Source organism: Bradyrhizobium sp., assembly GCF_035570375.1.
In the GTDB taxonomy this organism is placed as follows: Bacteria; Pseudomonadota; Alphaproteobacteria; order Rhizobiales; family Xanthobacteraceae; genus Bradyrhizobium.
In genome coordinates this window covers 20,935-37,765 of record NZ_DATMLW010000210.1, presented here as the reverse complement: position 1 = coordinate 37,765, position 16,831 = coordinate 20,935, and the positions used below count along the sequence as shown (strand labels likewise).

Below are 16,831 nucleotides of genomic sequence, written 5' to 3'. Positions count from 1 at the left end.
TCTGTTCGAAGCAGGTAGCGGGCCCACACCAGAACCCGCCATCGTTGCAGGAGGCCTGCATTGTAGCGTATCGGAGCTTACATCAAACGGCAAAGGAGTGTGTGAAGGCCTTCACAGTCGCCGCTCGAAGGCAGCCCGCCCGCCGGTTGCAAGGCAACTTGGCTGCAAGGTTTCCGCGGGGTCCGGATCATGCGTTAGTCCAAACCCGCGCGGCGGAAGCCTTCCAGATAGTGCTGGCGATCGCGATCGAATTTCCAGGGCAGCTGGTTGGCGATCCAGTCAAGCGAGATATTCGGCTGGACACGGCGTAACTCGCGCAAGGCGGCAGCGGCCAACTCCAGATCTCCCGACATTCCGGCAGCCACGGTAAGCAGCCGATAGGCGCCCGTGAAATCACCACGCTGGCGGATCGCGCTGCGGGCCAACTCAATCGCATCGCCGTACCTTCCTTCCACAAAGCGTGCATAGCCGGCTACCCCGTAATAGACCGCCAGGGAGGGATCCCGCGGGCTTTGCCGGATCGCGCGTTGCGCCACTTCGTAGGCTTCCTGCGTCCGTCCGCAATAGCAAAGCGCAAGCGCGTAATATCCATGCGTCATGCAGAAATTCCGATTGAGGTGAAGCGACAGCTCGAATTCCCTGATCGCGTCCTCAAGGCGGCGCGTCGAAAAGTAGACACTGCCCAGAGCCGTGTGGGCCCACGAATCGTCGCCCGAGACGTCGACCGCCTTGAGCGCGGCACGCTCCGCCGCCGGCGCCGCGGTCGCGAGATCTTCCCAACCGAGATGTACGGCACGCATGTGGCTCGAGGCGAGCACGGAAAGAGCCTGGCCATAGTTCGGATCGAGCGCGATCGCCCGCTGCAGGAGCGCCTGCGCGGTCAAATGATCCTGCTGCGTGACCTTCCAGAAATGCGACAGCGCGCGCATTACCAGATCCCACGCATCCAGATTGTCCGGCGCCTTGCGCCTGGCGTGGAAGTTTTCCGCCGCGTAGATTTGCGGCTCGATCGCGGCGACAATGGCATTGGTGATTTCGTCCTGGACGGCGAAGACGTCGGTCAAATGCCGGTCATAGCGCTCGGCCCATACGTGACTGCCGGTCGCCACGTCGTTGAGCTGGGCCGTGATCCGGACGCAATCGCCCTCCTTGCGGACGCTGCCCTCGACCACATAGCGCACGGAAAGCTCTTCGGCGATCCGAGCGATATGAACGGCCCTGCCCTTGTAGCTGAAGGAAGAATTGCGGGCGATCACGAAGAACCACTTCACTTTCGAAAGCGCCGTGAGCAAGTCCTCGCTCAGGCCATCGCAAAAATATTCCTGCTCAGCATCCCCGCTCATGTTCTCGAAGGCCAGCACCGCGATCGCCGGCCGATCTGGCGTCGGCGAATCCGGTTGAAATGCCTGCTGATGCGGTTGCCGTCCATCGGACGCTGCGGCGCTACGCGATTGCTCCTGGACCTCGCCGACAAAGCGAAAGCCCTTGCGCGGGATCGTGCGGATCAGCCTTTGCGCCTCGCCGGTGTCTTCGAGCGCGGTTCGCGCGGCATTGACCCGGCTGGTAAGCGCCGAATCCGACACGATCCGGCCGTTCCACACCACGGAAATCAGATCGTCCTTGCTGAGAACGCGGTTTCGATTCCGGACCAGATGAACCAGCAGATCGAATACCTGCGGCTGCATCGCAACCTGCACGCCGTCGCGGCACAGTTCGCGGCGTTCGGTATCAAGTGAGTATTTTTCAAAAATGAATTGCATGAAAAGCTTTCGGACGAGCCGCCCTCAGGGAAAAATCATTGTCGTCTCAATGAGAAATCAAGCGCCCGGCAAGGCCTGGAGCGCGCCATTTCGGCATCCTGCCGGTGGCACGGCGTGGCCCCTGAACTGGCTCGCGGAGTTGATCATGACCCAGGTCCGGCTTCGAACTTTCGGGTTGCATCCGGCCGCGGCCGATCTCGTGGGAACCGAGATGCCGGCGCCGCAATTCCGGACGCCGCTATACTACAAGTCCGTGCGCCATCCAATCTACCTGGGGTTTATCGTGGCCTTCCGGGCCGCACCCCAACCGGAGCGCAATTGAATTCAAGAAGGAGGAAACCTGAATGAGACATGTCGGAAATTGCCTTTGCGGCGCGGTCGAAGTGGAAGTCGTCGGCGCGCCGGAAGCGATGGGCTACTGCCATTGCCGTTCGTGCCGTTCCTGGTCGGGCGGTCCCGTCAACGCCTTCAGCCTGTGGAAGCCGAATGCGGTACGAATTACCGCGGGATCGGAACACGTCGCAACGTTCTCCAAGACACCGACGAGCCATCGCCAATACTGCAAGAAGTGCGGCGGCCACCTGATGACCGGCCATCCCTCGCTTGGGCTCATCGACGTTTTCGCAGCGACGGTGCCGACCCTTTCGTTCGTGCCTGCCGTTCACGTCAACTACGCCGAGACCGTGCTGCCGATGCGCGACGAGCTGCCGAAATTCAGGGATTTTCCGGCGGAGTTCGGCGGCTCCGGCGCGATCGTCGCCGAATGAATCGGCGGCAGAGGCGCAAGGCTAGTTCAGCCCCGCCCGGCGGAAGCCATCGAGATAGTGCTCCTGGTCGGTGCGGTGCTGCATCGGCAATTCGTTCGCGATCCAGGCGAGCGAGACGTTAGGCTGGGTACGGCGAAGTTCCCCGAGCGCGGCCTTCGCGACTTCGTCGTATCCAGCCATCCCGGCAGCCGCCGTCAGGACGCGGTGGGCGCCGACGAAATCGCCGCGTTGCCGCAGCGACTCGCGAGCGAGGCGGATCGCCTCATCGTAGTTGCGGCCGATGAATTGGGCGTAGGCTGCGATGCCGTAATACAGCGTCAGGGACGGATCCCGCGGGCTCAGCCTGAGCGCGCGGCGGACGGCAAGATCGCCTTCCTGCCATCGGCCGGCATAGCAGAGGGTCACGCCGTAGAAGGCTTGCGCCAGCGCGAAGTTGGGATTGAGCCGCAGCGCCAGTTCGAATTCGGCGATCGCATCATCGAAACGTCTGGCGAACAGATAGGCGTAGGCCAGTCCATGGTGGGCCCAGGCGTCCTCGCTGTCGGCTTCCACCGCGGCGAGCGCCGCACGTTCGGCAATCGGCAACCCGGCGTCCATGTCCGCCCAGCCCATGTGAGCGCCGAAGATGAGACTGGTGGCGAGCAAACCGAGTGCCTGACCGTAGTTCGGATCGATGGCGATCGCCTTTTCCAGGAGCGCCTGCGCCGGCACATTGTCCTGCCGGGTGACGCGCCAAAAATACCACAGCGCCCGCATGACCAGATCCCAGGCGTCCAGGCTCCCCGGCGGCTTGCGCTGCGCGCGGAAATTTTCCGCGGCATAAAGCTGCGGTTCGATGGCGCCAACGATCGACTCCGTGATCTCGTCCTGCACCGCGAACACGTCGGCGAGGCTGCGATCGAAGCGTTCGGCCCAGATATGGCTGCCGCTGGACACATCGTTGAGCTGCGCCGATATCCGTACCTGCTCGCCGCTCTTGCGAACGCTGCCTTCGAGGACGTAGCGAACCCCGAGTTCGTCGGCGATCTGACCGATATGGACGGACCGGCCCTTGTAGATGAAGGACGAGTTGCGCGCGATCACGAAAAACCAGCGCAGCCGGGACAACGCGGTTATGATGTCCTCGCTGATCCCGTCGGAAAAATATTCCTGCTCCCGGTCGCCGCTCATGTTGACGAAAGGCAGGACGGCAATCGCCGGTCGCTCGGACTGTATCAGCTCGGATCGCGGTGCTCTGACCCGATCGGCCCCTTCTGCGACGGAATTGCCTGTCGGGCAGCTCAGTTGCGTGTGGACCGCGCCCACGAATCGAAAACCCTTGCGTGGAACCGTTCGAATAAGCTTCTGGTCGGAGCCGCTGTCGCCGACCGCCTTGCGTGCGGCGTTGATGCGGCTGGTAAGCGTCGAATCGGAAACGCTGCGTCCGCTCCAGATCTTGTCGATCAGATCGCCCTTGCTGACGACCCGATCGCGATTTTCGAGCAGGTATACCAAGAGGTCGAAGACCTGAGGCTCGACACCTACAGCGCAAATGCCGCAGCTCAGCTCGCGTCGATCGGTATCAAGTATATGATTATAAAAAAGAAATTGCACACCCAACTCTGTGGCTCTCGGGAAACAATCAAGCTGATCTGAAGGCAAAATCAAGTTGCCCTCAGAGTCTTTGAGTCAGTCGAGCGGCATATTCGGTTCACCGCAGCCGCAACCTGGAAGCTGCCTTTCGAGCCGGTTTGATCCACGCTCACCGAGAGCCGGATCGCCTTGCCTCAAGAGCTCATCGATGTCCGTCAATTCGCAGCAAACGCCCGTTCGTCCGCTTCAGCTGATGGCCGTCTCGGTCATCGCGCCGTTGATCCGACGCCGCATCTACCGCTTCGCCGCAGCCGGTCGGAGTTCAAGAATGTTCTGGCGGAAATGGGAACCACTTCTGCGGTTGTTGCTGACCCATCCGATCACCTGGTCTTTGGCTGCGCTGATTGTTTCCAGCGTCGGGTTATATTGGGACCTGCGCTGAGCGGCTCGCATCATCGCCTGCGCTTGGTCATTCCCCGCGCATAAATGAAATTTCAGAAAAACCGGGAAGCCTCGGTTTCGATGTCAGGCGTTAGTCCTGCCAGAGCCTGGAGCTTGCAAGGTCGATGACTGCGCTTGCACCTGGGTGGGCCGACACCATCCGCCAGCGGACGGCGCCGCGGGCCCGACAAGTCCGCATGACGAACCCGCGGCATAAATGATGCGGACTTCTGAACCGCCACACCAGAGGCAAGGCAATATCACTCGGCCGCCAGAGATGCGCCAGACCGCTTTGCCATGACTTCCCGGAATTTTGTCGCAAGCTCGTCGCAGTAAAGAGCGAGCCCCTGATAAAACGCGCGCTGCGGCCCGTCGGGTGCCTGCTGCGCCGCCTTCTCGTATTGCGCGGCCTTGCGCTCGTACTTCTCAAGTTTGGTCTGAAGATCATTCGGCACGGCACCACTCCACGCAAACGCTACAGTGGAACGAATGGTTGCCCGTGCCCCGACCGAAACGATGACTGGCTTGAGGCAATTTTGTAGCCACGGTGCGGCTCGCTTTTGGCTGGCGCGGGCGACCGGGCTGCCTCCCGGTCGGCGGCCCAGGCCCGAAGATGGCTCGATGGCTCCGCTTTGCGAGGCGTGCGATGCCATTTGAAAGCGGTCAGCCTGCTGCCAAGCACCCCGGTGCGACCTTTCGCTCTTCCCGAGGCAAGCTGGGCGCGTTTAGGATGGTGCCGGGCAGGGGCGGCCATGATGAGACGGCGAGAACACATTGCAGTACTCGGTGCGGCGGCGGCCTTCCCATGGGCTGCGCGCGCGCAACAGGGACGCCAATTACGCCGTGTCGCCCTTCTTATCGGCGAAGCCAACGAAGATGATCCTGAATATGAGAAACGTATTTCAGTTTTCACGGAACAATTGCGCAGTCTCGGCTGGGTCAATGGCCAGAACCTGAAGCTCTCCATCCATCGTGTCAGGCCGAATCCCGCTGATCTTCGCAAGGGCGTCGCCGAATTGCTGGCCGAGACGCCGGACGTCATCGTCTCGGGCGGCGGCACCACCACTCCACCGGTGCTCCAGGCGACCAACCGAATACCCGTGGTGTTCACGACGGCCGTCGATCCCGTGGGCAGCGGCTTCGTCGAGAGCCTCGCGCATCCCGGCGGCAACGTAACGGGCTTCATGCAGTTCGAATACAGTTTGAGCGGCAAATGGCTTGAACTGCTCAAACAGGTAGCGCCGACGACCGTCCGCGTTGGAGTGATTCGAGACCCGACCGTGCCCTCGGGCATCGGGCAATTCGCCGTCATTGAGTCGGTCGCGGGTGCGCTGGGTGCCGATATCGTTCCAATCGGCACGCGCGATGCCAGCGAGATAGAAAGCGGGATTGCGAAAGTTGCACGCTCCGCTCACGGCGGCCTGATCGCAACCTTTGGCGCGCAGGTCAACGGACATCGCGATCTCATCCTCGGATTGGCGGCCAGATATCGACTACCCGCAGTCTATGCCAACCGGGCGTTTGTCGAGCATGGCGGCCTGATTTCCTACGGGTCCGATACGATCGCCTCTACGCGACGCGCCGCCGGCTACGTGGACCGTATCCTGAAGGGTGAAAAACCCGCCGATCTGCCTGTTCAGGCTCCCAACAAGTACGAAGTCCTCGTCAATCTGAAGGCCGCCAAGGCCATTGGGCTGGAAGTGCCCGCAACCGTGATCAGCCGCGCCGACGACGTGATCGAATAGCAAGCCCGCCTCAATGCGTGCCGAATGCTCCGCGGTGTTCTTCCGAGAACACGTGCGCATAGAGGCTGGCGATCCACTGCTTGCCGTCCTGCGTGACCTGCAGATAGCGCAGCGCATCGCCGATATAGGGGCGGACGGCCTTCCAGAAGAAGGCCGGGTACGCCGCGCGCAAATCATCGGGCGAATGATAGCCGAGCTTCTTGCTGGCGCCGGTTTCGGAAAATTCGGCGAACAACGCCGAGGTCTTGCGCAGATAATCGATGTCCGCCAACTGGCCGATGAGGTCGGCGGCGCGAAGCAGCCCCGGATAATCGGCGGTCGAGGTATGCTGCTCGTCCTCGGGCACCGGAAAGCGCGTGTGCTCGATATTTGCCTCGATCTCCCGCGTATCGATGTGGACCAGTCTCGCCTTGCCGAAGCGTTCGCGGACGAAGAGCTTCGATCGCGTGACGTGATAGGGCGTCAGCGAAGCGTCGGTGGCTCCCGGCGATATCGACACCAGATCGCCTTTCTCGTTGCAAACGTAGTGTCCGTCGCTATCGCCCCGGCATACCCCGCGCACATAGCCGATGTCGTGACACAGGAGCGAAATCGTGAAATGCAGCCAATCGCGTGGGGTGACGCCGCCCTCGCGCGTGTGTTTCCCGCGCAAAATCTGCTGGCCGACCAGTGTCACCATGATGGTGTGGTTCATGTCGTGATAGGCCGCATCGCTGTCGGCGATGTTCTCGAGCGCAAGCCGCCCGACGAAGCTGATGATGTCCGGATAGGCGGGCTCGAGGACCCCATAGATCTGGCGGTACATGTCTCGAAGCTCCTCGACAAACGCCTGGATCACAATCTGCGTGGGATTGAACATGATCGCCTCCGAGAAGCCGGTGCCGCCAGTGTCCCGATTCCGAAGTTTGCACCATGTTGCGGCGGCCCCGTTTGCGAACTTCGGAATCGAAAGGACACTAGCAAAAATTACTGTTTCTCGTGTGGCTTTGGTTCAGAAGTCCGCATGACGAACTCGCGGGCTGCAATGATGCGGGCTTCTGAACCGCCACACCATCTCCAGGCGACTATATTGCACTCTAACCGCTACGGCGAAATGTCAGCGTTTGCCCGAAAGCCGGCAGGCCCGGCGCGAAGATCTACCTGGGCGGTAATGGGGGACATCGCAGGAAGCGCCTGCTGATCTCACCCGGATCAGGCTCCAACAGCTTCTGTGCAAGCCGAGGGATCATTGACATAGATCAAACTGCTGGTGATGCGGACAATTTTACAGTGATCCCGGACTTTCTTTTTTTGCATCCGACAGGCCGAGGACCGCGCTGCTTCCAGTCCACGCCTGCATTGCCGCTTTTGCCCCGGAGGAGTGATAGCATGAGCATTTTATGGACAATCATCATTGGGTTCATCGCCGGAGTGATCGCGAAGTTCATAATGCCCGGCAGCAATGAGCCTTCGGGTTTCATTCTCACCACCATTCTCGGAATCGTCGGAGCTTTCGTCGCCACTTACCTCGGCCAGGCAGTCGGCTGGTATAAGGCCGGAGAGAGTGCGGGCTTCATCGGAGCTGTCGTCGGAGCGGTCATCCTGCTTTTCGTTTACGGTCTTTTTGCAGGCCGCCAGAGCCGCGTCTGAAGCCGGAAGCGGTTGTCGCGCGTCTTGAAAGTTCGCGCGAACCATCGCGGCAGCCGGCAAGGAAATTCCATCGCCGCTGAGAGCGGCCGACACTTCACCAATTCATCAGGAGGACAATGATGGAACAGATTCTGATTAACCTCGCCGCCGGTGCACTCGGTGGTATGGGTGCGGGCAAGGCATCTCCCAATTTCGATCTCGGAACGATCGGAAATGTCGTAAGCGGGCTCGTGGGTGGCGGGGTTCTGGGCCAGATCGTTACGTTATTGATGCCGTCGGTGATTGCGGCCGCGCAGTCCGGAAACCTGTCGGCTTCGGGAATCATCTCCAACGTGGTTGCAGGCGGCGCCGGCGGGGCGATACTTACTGCCATCATCGGAGCCATAAAGAACAGGGCAGCGGCTTGACGTGAAGAGGTCCCTTTGCGCGTTCGACCGCGGCTCAAGCGGCATGTGAACGGCGGCCTCTCCGCGGCATTTGTGACCGCCCGGGGCCGCTTGTGCAGGAGTGTTACAGGCCCGCATCACCTGACAAGCGGCGAATCGGCTGGCGTGCAAAACGTGATCTGAATCTCCGTCCGCTTCCTGCGGAGGATGGTCGACATCGCCTTGGCATCGCCTCGGGACGAATTGGCGCGGGTCCCAACAGCTTCCGGGTCTCCCCATGTGTCATATTTGCCGCACTGCGGACCCGTTCCTCGGGCGCGACCTTTCTGCCGCACTCTAGACTCATTCCAAGGTTCACGCTGCATGCTCTGTCTGGGGGAGAACGCCCGGCAACTCGTCGCTTTTTTCGTCTTGAAGGAGAAGTACCGTGAAGAGATTTCTGATTGTCGCGGGCGCAACGCTCGCCATGGTGACCGTCGCCGGCGCCGCCGACCTCCCACGCCCGCAGCCCGTCTATCAGCCGGCTCCCATCGGCAAGATGCCGATCGGCAAAGGCCCCATCGGGAAAGGCCCGATCGGCAAGGCTCCGGCGCCTGTCGTATCGAAGTACTGAATCAAGGTTTGCTGAAGCTGACCTCCAGAGCATGATCCGGACCCGGAAGGCCGCGTTAGCGCAAAGTGGAAACCGGTCTTCCCTTGGCTAGCAAACGCGGAACGCGTTTGCCCGGATATCAGGCTCAAACGAAGGGACGAGATCATGATGCGATTCCACTTGATCGCATCATGATCCAGCGTCGCGACAGTCAAAGGGCGAACGTGGCAAACAGACCAACGAGACCGACGCCATGCCTGATGGCGGGCCTGACGTTCGCCCTTTTGCTCAGTTGCAAAATCGAACCGGCTTGCGCCCAGGAAGTCGACGCCCGCAGCGGTTCGGAAAGTTCCCGGACACTGGAAGATCACAAGCGCGCCGCCGAGGCCAACGCGCTCGTTTCCAGTGAGGGGACCATCGAAGCCAAAACCGCACCGCAGCCCGCGCGGAAACCGGGTTCGGAAGCGGTAAAGGGCCCCTACTACGTGGATTTCAGGGCCAGGACGGCGGCGAGCTGGGGGCACGCTTTCGTCTGGTATGGCAAAACCGGCGAGCGAGCGGTTGAAGTCGCGGGCCTCACGCCAGCGGGAGACACCCTGGAATATGTCCTCGGCCATGTGATGCCTGTGCCGTCCGAGACCGGGGCAAGCTATGGCGATCTCGATCCGGAGTACCTGACCGCCCATTACCGCGTCTACCTGAACGAGCCGGACGCCAAGAGGGTGTTCGCCTACATCAAGAAGCTGCGGGCGAGTACACCGGTCTGGAACGCCGAAACCATGAACTGCACCGGGTTCATCGGCAACATCGCCGAATTCATGGGCCTGAAAACCCCTCCCCGCTGGCAACGCCCCGAGAACTACGTCAACCATCTCAAGGCGATGAATGGCGGGCGGCAGATCGTTCACCTGTCGTCGTCACAGTAGCGCAGAATTCGCGCCTTACACCTCTCGCTCTTGAGCAGGATGAAGTTTGGTTGAATCGCGTCGGCGACTTCTTCGGTCCACCTCTCCCCGCTGGGGAGAGGTCGATTTGCGCAGCAAATCGGGTGAGGGCCACGCTCTTACGAACCACCGTACGCCCTCACCCCAACCCTATCCCCTCGGGAGAGGGAGCGCACCTACATCGCGGCCGCGGTCCAACGTAATCTCGTCATCGCTTCACCCCCTCGCCCGCAACTCGCGCCGCAGCACCTTGCCGGTCGCGGTCATCGGCAGAGCGTCGGTGAACTGCACGAAGCGCGGATATTCATGCGCGGCAAGCTGCACTTTCACAAAATCCTGAATCTCGCGCGCCAGATGTTCGCTTCCCGCAAAGCCCGGCCGCAACACGATCCAGGCCTTGATCGATTCGGTGCGGACAGGATCGGGAATGCCGACCACCGCCGACATCGCCACCGCAGGATGTTTTAACAGCGTGTCTTCGATCTCGGATGGCCCGATGCGATAACCGGCGCTGGTGATCACGTCATCCTCGCGGCTGACGTACCAGAAATAGCCGTCATCATCCTGGCGGCCGAGATCGCCGGTGAGCAAAAATTCGCCGGCAAATTTTTTGGCCGTCGCTTCCGGATTTTTCCAGTATTCGATCATGGTGACGGGATTGGGCTGGCGCACGCCGATGATGCCGCGCTCGCCCCGTGGCAATTCCCTTCCCTTTTCGTCGACGATGCGCACATCGAAGCCGGGCGTCGGCTTGCCCATCGAACCCGGCCGGATCGGAAACAGGCTCGCATTGTTGCCGACCGCGAGGTTGCATTCGGTCTGACCGAACACCTCGTGGGCTTCGATGCCGAAGGTCGAGCGCACCCAGTCCAGGAGCTCGACGCCGAGCGATTCCCCGCCGGTGAAGATGCTGCGCAACCTTACGCCGGGATGTTTGACGTCGGCCTGCCGCATCATTTTCAGCGCGGTCGGCGGCAAAAACACGTTGCGCACCGCGTGATCGGCCATCAGGTCCATGGCGGCGTGCGGTTCGAATTTTTTCGCGCGGTGTCCGACCACGGGCACGCCGTGATACCAGGCCGGAAACAGCACATCGAACAAGCCGCCGATCCAGGCCCAGTCGGCAGGCGTCCACATCACGTCGCCCGGCCTGGGAAAGAAATCATGAGCCATCTCGACATTGGGAAGATGACCGAGCAGGACGCGATGCGCGTGCAGCGCGCCTTTCGGATTGCCGGTGGTGCCGGAGGTGTAGATGATGATCGCGGGATCGTCGGCTGCGGTGTCGACGGTGGCGAATTCCGGCGAGGCAGCCGCGATCTCCGACCAGAACGATTTCGTGCCAGGGGGAGCATCACCGATCAGATAGACATTCCGGAGCTCGGGAAGGTGCTTACGGATCCTTTTCAGCTTCTCCCATCCACCTACATCGGTCACGACCGCTTTCGCGCCGGAATTCGACAGGCGAAATTGCAGCGCGTCCTCGCCGAACAGCGAGAATAACGGGATCGACACCAGCCCGGCGCGAAACGCGGCCAGATGCGCGACCGGCAGTTCGAGCGATTGCGACAGAAACAGCGCGACGCGATCGCCACGCGTCAGTCCATCCGCCTTCAACACGTTGGCGAAACGGCGCGACATCTCCGCGATCTCGTCGAAGGAGGTGCGTTGCGCGGCGCCGTCCTCATCGACATAAATCAACGCCAGACGGTTGCTGCCGTCGGCGTGGCGGTCGCAGCAGGCTGTCGCGATATTGAATCTCGGCGGGATTTCCCAGCGGAAGTCGCGGCAGAGTTTTTTATAGTCGGTGGTTTCGGTGAGCATGGCAGCAACTTAAACCAACTCCGGTGCCACTCAACCCTCTCCCCTTGCGGGAGAGGGTGGTTTCGAGCGGGAGCGAGAAACCGGGTGCGGGGAATTCGTCGTTGCGGCAGACCCCATCACCCGCCTCGCTTCGCTCGGCACCCTCTCCCGCAAGGGGAGAGGGCAGGAAATCAAGGACTCACCGCCCCGCCCGCTCCATCGCAAGTTCTGCCTCAAGGCTGGCGACGTCGCGATAGATCGAGGCGACTGCGAGCACGCGCCCGCCGCTCTTGTATCGCACCAGGCAATCTTTCGCGCCGATATTGCCGTCAACTTCGATCTCGTCCCACTTCTCGGCGTGCCCGACATAGTTGATCGGCACGTCGTAGTGCTGGCTCCAGAAAAACGGCACCGCGTCAAAAACCTCGCGCTGACCCAGCATGTTGCGCGCGGCTGTCTGGCCCTGGCGTTCCGCCACCACCCAGTGTTCGACGCGGATGTTTTCGCCCGTATGCGGGTCGGGCCAGCGGGCGATATCGCCGGCTGCGTAAATTCCGGACACGCTGGTTTGCAGATATTGATCCACGGTGACGCCACGGTCGATCGCAAGCCCGGCCCTCTCGGCCAGCGCAAGCCGCGGCCGCACACCGACGCCGACTACCACCAGGTCTGCCTCGATCACGCCGCCGCTTTTGAGCGTGGCGCGCTTGCCCGCAATCGAGGTGACCGTGTCGGAGAGATGAAAGATGACGCCGTGTTCTTCGTGCAAGCCACGAACGAAATCTCCCATTTCGGCTCCCAGCACCCGCTCCATCGGCCGCTGCTCGAGGCCTACGACGTGAACCTCGATATTCCTGGCGCGCAGGGAGGCGGCAACCTCGAGCCCGATAAAGCTCGCCCCGATCACGATGGCGCGGCGCGCGCCGTTCGCAGACGCAATAATGGCGCGGCAATCGGCAAGCGTGCGCAACACATGGACATGCGGCTGGTCAAGGCCCGGAATCGGCAGACGCACGGGCTCCGCTCCGGTCGCGAGCAGAAGGCGATCGTAGGAAATCGCTTCACCGCCGGCGAGAATGACGTTTCTGGTTTTGGCATCGATCGATGCGACCTCGGTAGCGAGCCGCAAATCGATGCCGGCATCGGCATAGAAATCAATGGGGCGCAACGGCAGCCAGTCCTCCGGCGCGCTGCCTGCGAGATAATCCTTCGACAGGTTGGGCCGATCCACGGGCTCGGCGGCATCATTGCTGAGCATCACGATGTGGCCGCGATATTCCTGCCGCCGCAGCATCTCGGCGGCGGCAAACCCCGCGGCCCCGCCGCCGACAATCACGATTCTGGAAGGCGCATCCACGACCCCCTTGACGCGCGGCTTCGGCTGCTCGCGTTTTTGGCGGACGAAGATCCGCTCCCCCTCGCGCTCGACCTTCCATACTGCGATCGGATTGAGCGCTGGCGCACGCGCCGCTTCGCCCGTGCGCAAATCGAAACAGGCGTGGTGCCAGGGACAATGAATACTCTCGCCGTCGACGACGCCGTCGGCGAGCGGACCGTGATAGTGGCTGCAATGGGGGTCGATGGCGAAGACTTCCGAGCCTGCGCGCACCAGCAGCACGTTTTCGTCGCCGACATGCCCGAGCAGCATGGGGCCGGAAAATTCGGAGAGCGCGACGCCCTTGGACAGATCGGGACCGGTGGAAGCGTTTTCTTGATCTGCCATCGTTTTCCTCCCGTGGGTCCTGAATTACCTCGTCAACCCCGCCCCCACACTTTCCGTGAAAGCCCCCTCACCCGAAGCCTTCGCTTCGCTCCGGCTTCGACCTCTCCCCGCGAGCGGGGCGAGGTTAAGAAGAAAGCGCCGCCTTCACCAGACCGCTGGCCTTGGCGAAATCCATCCTGCCGGCATATTTCGCCTTCAACACGCCGATCACCTTGCCCATGTCCTTCATGCCGGCAGCGCCGGTCTCGGTAATGGCGGATGAAATCGCCGCCTTGACGTCAGCTTCCGACATTTGTTTCGGAAGATAGGCCTGGATGATCGCGATCTCCTCGCGTTCCTGCGCGGCGAGCTCGGCGCGCGCGCCCTTTTCGTAAAGCTCGATCGCCTCCTGACGCTGCTTGATCATTTTCTGCAACACCCGCAGCAGGTCCTCGTCGCCAAGCGGCGGCTTGCCCTCGCCGCGCGCCTCGATATCGGCATTCTTGATGGTCGAGTTCACCATCCGAAGCGTGGAGAGCTTGCGCTCGTCCTTCGCCCGCATCGCGTCCTTGACCGCATTATTGATGTCGTCGCGCAGCATTGGTTTCATCCTCTGGCGGGTTTTTTTGGCTTGAACCCCGATCTAGGCGTTTTACTCGACCGAAACAACCAAAGCATGATCCGCGAAAGCGGGAAGCGGTTTTGGCGAAAAGATCATGCTCAAACAACAAGCTAGAGCATGATCCGGAAAAGTGGAAACCGGTTTTCCGAAAAGATCATGCTCAAACAAAGAGATGAGATCGTGATGCGATTTACACTTGATCGCATCATGATCTAGAGTCGTAGCCATTCGACCAGCGCATTCGCGGTCGCCTCCGGCTGCTCAACTTGCGAAAGATGACCGCACTGCGAAAGGATCACGAGTTTGGCGCCGGCAATGCCGTCCGCCATCTCCTTCGACAGCGAGTTCGGGATCGCGAGGTCCTGGTCGCCCGTCAGCACCAGCGTTGGACAGCTGATCGTTGCAAGCGTCTGGCGTGAATCCGGCCGGCCGATGATGGCGGTTTGCTGGCGGATGAAAGCCTCGACGCCGACGTCGCCGCCCATGTCGTGCACCAGTTGCAACAGATCGGCGCGGTCGCGCCGCATCGGATGCACGAAGATCGGAAACAGCTCATTGAGGACATCGCGGAAGTCGCCTGCTTCCGAGCGCGCCATCTGGCTGCGGCGGCGGCTTGTCGCTTCCGGCGTATCCGGCCGCGCCTGGGTATTGAGCAGTGCGAGCCGCAATACCCGATCCGGCGCCTGCCGCATGATCTCGAACGCGATATAGCCGCCCATCGAATGGCCGGCCAGCGCAAAACGCGGCGGCGCCTCGTCGAGAATCCGGCGTGCGATCGCGCCCATATTGTCGTCACGAATATGGTTAGCCACGGTGACCGGGCCGATTGCCCACAACGCACACATCGCGGGCGCGTAAATACGGGGCGAGGATACGAGGCCCGGAACAAGCAGGATCGGCATGGTGTTGTCCATTGGCGGCACCGGGGTGGAAAAGGCTTGGCGGCAAGATCAAGAACCGCCCCTCACCTGTCAAATAAACAAAAAACGGCATGGGGAATCGGCCGTTTCCGGCTTTGACGCCTGCGCGCGCGGCGATTATGTAGAGCGATCATGACCGACAGCGAAAACGCCTCAGCCTGGCCGGACCACAAGCCGACCGCGCTTCTCGTGCTGGCCGATGGAACCGTGCTCGAAGGCTTCGGCCTCGGCGCCGAGGGCCAGGCGGTGGGCGAAGTCTGTTTCAATACCGCGATGACCGGTTACGAGGAGATCCTCACCGATCCTTCCTATGCGGGACAACTCATCACCTTCACCTTCCCGCATATCGGCAATGTCGGCACCAATGACGAGGACATCGAGATGGTGAACATGGCGGCGACGCCAGGGGCGCGCGGGGTGATCCTGCGCACCGCGATCACCGATCCCTCCAACTATCGCGCCACGCGCCATCTCGATGCCTGGCTGAGGGCGCGCGGCATCATCGGCCTTGCCGGCATCGACACCCGCGCGCTCACGGCGCGCATCCGCAGCAAAGGCATGCCCAACGCGGTGATCGCCCACAACAAGGACGGCAGGTTCGACCTGCACGGCCTGAAGGAAGAGGCGCGCGAATGGCCGGGGCTGGAGGGGATGGACCTGGTGCCGATGGTGACATGCGGCCAGCGCTTCACCTGGGACGAGACGCCGTGGGCGTGGGACAAGGGTTTTGGCCGCCAGAGCGAGCCCGAGTTCAGCGTGGTTGCCGTCGACTACGGCATCAAGCGCAACATCTTAAGGCTACTCGCCGGCATCGGCTGCAAAATCACCGTGGTGCCGGCGACGACTTCGGCCGAAGAGATTCTGGCGATGAACCCGGACGGCGTGTTTCTCTCCAACGGCCCGGGCGACCCTGCCGCGACCGGCAAATACGCCGTTCCGGTGATTCAGAAGGTGATCAAGTCGGGCACGCCGACCTTCGGGATTTGTCTCGGCCATCAGATGCTGGGACTCGCGGTCGGCGCGAAAACCAGAAAGATGCATCAGGGCCATCATGGCGCCAACCATCCGGTCAAGGACGAAACTACCGGCAAGGTCGAGATCACCTCGATGAACCACGGTTTCGCGGTGGATCAGGCGACCCTGCCCAGGGGTGCGGCCCAAACCCACGTGTCGCTCTTTGACGGCTCCAATTGCGGCATCCAACTCGAGGGCAAGCCGGTGTTCTCCGTGCAGTATCATCCCGAGGCTTCGCCGGGGCCGCGCGACTCGCATTATTTGTTCAAGCGGTTTGCCGATTTGATGCGGGAACGCAAGCGGGCTTGACGTCTCTCATCCCTCCCCCGCGGAACGCGTGGGGAGGGATTGAGAGAGATCGCCTATCGTGTCAATCATTTGCATGACGATCATCATCGTACAGGTAGAGGACACCTCATGGCAAACGATACCACCCGCAGGATCGAATATGGCGTGACGCCGGCCGAAGTAATGGGGTCGATGGCGGGGATCGATTTCGTCCGCGCCATGTTCGACGGCAGGCTGCCGACGCCGCCGATCATGCAGAATGTCGAACCCTTCGATTCCGTGGCCGAGCCGGGTTTCGTCGTGTTCCACAGCACGCCCGGCTTCCGGCATTACAACCCGATCGGCTCGGTGCATGGCGGATATGCGGCAATATTGCTGGATTCGGCGATGGGGCTCGCCGTGCACTCGATGCTCCCTCGGGGGACCGGCTACACCACGCTCGAATTCAAGATCAGTTTCATCCGCGGCATGACCAAGGATACCGGCGTGGTCCGATCCGAAGGTTGCACGCTCAACGTCGGCCGCCGCGCCGCCACCGCCGAGGCACGGATTACCGACAGCAAAGGCCGCCTTCTGGCCCATGCCACCACGACCTGTCTGGTGTTCGAAATCCCGGCCGATATCCCGAAGGGGATGTGAGGGGTCG

At 61.6% G+C, this 16,831-nt stretch carries 18 protein-coding genes; 10 read left to right on the top strand and 8 right to left on the bottom strand.

The window, feature by feature from the left end; all coding sequences use genetic code 11:
- Positions 1-194: 194 nt before the first annotated feature.
- Positions 195-1,760, bottom strand: a complete 1,566-nt coding sequence (locus tag VNX23_RS23360) for a winged helix-turn-helix domain-containing tetratricopeptide repeat protein (protein ID WP_325633937.1) — start codon at positions 1,758-1,760, stop codon at positions 195-197.
- A 49-nt stretch (positions 1,761-1,809) separates the two neighbouring features.
- Between VNX23_RS23360 and VNX23_RS31115 the strand changes: the two genes are divergently transcribed.
- The gene (locus tag VNX23_RS31115; protein WP_414643063.1) at positions 1,810-2,082 is read left to right on the top strand and encodes a hypothetical protein; all 273 of its coding nucleotides are present in this window, start codon (positions 1,810-1,812) and stop codon (positions 2,080-2,082) included.
- A 22-nt stretch (positions 2,083-2,104) separates the two neighbouring features.
- Positions 2,105-2,527, top strand: coding sequence for a GFA family protein (locus VNX23_RS23350; RefSeq protein WP_325633936.1), 423 nt, complete (start codon positions 2,105-2,107; stop codon positions 2,525-2,527).
- Positions 2,528-2,548: 21 nt separating this feature from the next.
- Here VNX23_RS23350 and VNX23_RS23345 read toward each other — a convergent pair whose 3' ends face one another.
- Positions 2,549-4,120, bottom strand: coding sequence for a winged helix-turn-helix domain-containing tetratricopeptide repeat protein (locus VNX23_RS23345; protein WP_325633935.1), 1,572 nt, complete (start codon positions 4,118-4,120; stop codon positions 2,549-2,551).
- A 187-nt stretch (positions 4,121-4,307) separates the two neighbouring features.
- Here VNX23_RS23345 and VNX23_RS23340 point away from each other — a divergent pair, with 187 nt between their 5' ends.
- The gene (locus VNX23_RS23340) at positions 4,308-4,541 is read left to right on the top strand and encodes a hypothetical protein (RefSeq protein WP_325633934.1); all 234 of its coding nucleotides are present in this window, start codon (positions 4,308-4,310) and stop codon (positions 4,539-4,541) included.
- Between the two features lie 259 nt (positions 4,542-4,800).
- On the opposite strand, the gene VNX23_RS23335 is transcribed toward VNX23_RS23340, so the two are convergent.
- The gene (locus tag VNX23_RS23335) at positions 4,801-4,995 is read right to left on the bottom strand and encodes a hypothetical protein (RefSeq protein ID WP_325633933.1); all 195 of its coding nucleotides are present in this window, start codon (positions 4,993-4,995) and stop codon (positions 4,801-4,803) included.
- 297 nt (positions 4,996-5,292) lie between these two features.
- Here VNX23_RS23335 and VNX23_RS23330 point away from each other — a divergent pair, with 297 nt between their 5' ends.
- Entirely contained in the window at positions 5,293-6,285 is a 993-nt protein-coding gene (locus VNX23_RS23330; protein WP_325633932.1) for an ABC transporter substrate-binding protein, read from the top strand.
- Between the two features lie 10 nt (positions 6,286-6,295).
- On the opposite strand, the gene VNX23_RS23325 is transcribed toward VNX23_RS23330, so the two are convergent.
- Positions 6,296-7,144 carry an Npun_R2479 family HD domain-containing metalloprotein gene (locus VNX23_RS23325; RefSeq protein ID WP_325633931.1) on the bottom strand — a complete coding sequence of 283 codons (849 nt, stop codon included), beginning with the start codon at positions 7,142-7,144 and terminating at the stop codon, positions 6,296-6,298.
- Between the two features lie 509 nt (positions 7,145-7,653).
- Here VNX23_RS23325 and VNX23_RS23320 point away from each other — a divergent pair.
- The 4 genes from VNX23_RS23320 to VNX23_RS23305 all read left to right on the top strand — a co-directional run bounded on the left by VNX23_RS23320 (position 7,654) and on the right by VNX23_RS23305 (position 9,818).
- On the top strand, positions 7,654-7,914 hold the full coding sequence (locus VNX23_RS23320; RefSeq protein WP_325633930.1) for a GlsB/YeaQ/YmgE family stress response membrane protein: 261 nt from the start codon (positions 7,654-7,656) through the stop codon (positions 7,912-7,914).
- Between the two features lie 119 nt (positions 7,915-8,033).
- Positions 8,034-8,321, top strand: coding sequence for a hypothetical protein (locus tag VNX23_RS23315; protein WP_325633929.1), 288 nt, complete (start codon positions 8,034-8,036; stop codon positions 8,319-8,321).
- A 406-nt stretch (positions 8,322-8,727) separates the two neighbouring features.
- The gene (locus VNX23_RS23310; protein ID WP_325633928.1) at positions 8,728-8,913 is read left to right on the top strand and encodes a hypothetical protein; all 186 of its coding nucleotides are present in this window, start codon (positions 8,728-8,730) and stop codon (positions 8,911-8,913) included.
- A 203-nt stretch (positions 8,914-9,116) separates the two neighbouring features.
- Positions 9,117-9,818: a hypothetical protein gene (locus VNX23_RS23305; RefSeq protein ID WP_325633927.1), complete on the top strand. Its 702-nt coding sequence runs from the start codon at positions 9,117-9,119 to the stop codon at positions 9,816-9,818.
- Between the two features lie 234 nt (positions 9,819-10,052).
- Here the strand turns inward: VNX23_RS23305 and VNX23_RS23300 are convergent, their stop codons facing one another.
- From VNX23_RS23300 to VNX23_RS23285, 4 genes are all read right to left on the bottom strand, one after another.
- On the bottom strand, positions 10,053-11,660 hold the full coding sequence (locus tag VNX23_RS23300) for an acyl-CoA synthetase (RefSeq protein ID WP_325633926.1): 1,608 nt from the start codon (positions 11,658-11,660) through the stop codon (positions 10,053-10,055).
- 178 nt (positions 11,661-11,838) lie between these two features.
- Positions 11,839-13,362: an FAD-dependent oxidoreductase gene (locus VNX23_RS23295; protein WP_325633925.1), complete on the bottom strand. Its 1,524-nt coding sequence runs from the start codon at positions 13,360-13,362 to the stop codon at positions 11,839-11,841.
- Positions 13,363-13,486: 124 nt separating this feature from the next.
- Complete coding sequence (locus VNX23_RS23290) at positions 13,487-13,942, bottom strand: GatB/YqeY domain-containing protein (protein ID WP_325633924.1); 456 nt, start codon at positions 13,940-13,942, stop codon at positions 13,487-13,489.
- Between the two features lie 233 nt (positions 13,943-14,175).
- Positions 14,176-14,877, bottom strand: a complete 702-nt coding sequence (locus VNX23_RS23285; RefSeq protein WP_325633923.1) for an alpha/beta fold hydrolase — start codon at positions 14,875-14,877, stop codon at positions 14,176-14,178.
- A gap of 138 nt (positions 14,878-15,015) precedes the next feature.
- Between VNX23_RS23285 and carA the strand changes: the two genes are divergently transcribed.
- Positions 15,016-16,206 carry a glutamine-hydrolyzing carbamoyl-phosphate synthase small subunit gene (gene carA / locus VNX23_RS23280; protein WP_325633922.1) on the top strand — a complete coding sequence of 397 codons (1,191 nt, stop codon included), beginning with the start codon at positions 15,016-15,018 and terminating at the stop codon, positions 16,204-16,206.
- Between the two features lie 108 nt (positions 16,207-16,314).
- Positions 16,315-16,824 (top strand): PaaI family thioesterase, encoded by a 510-nt coding sequence (locus VNX23_RS23275; protein ID WP_325633921.1) that lies wholly within the window; start codon positions 16,315-16,317, stop codon positions 16,822-16,824.
- Positions 16,825-16,831 lie beyond the last annotated feature (7 nt).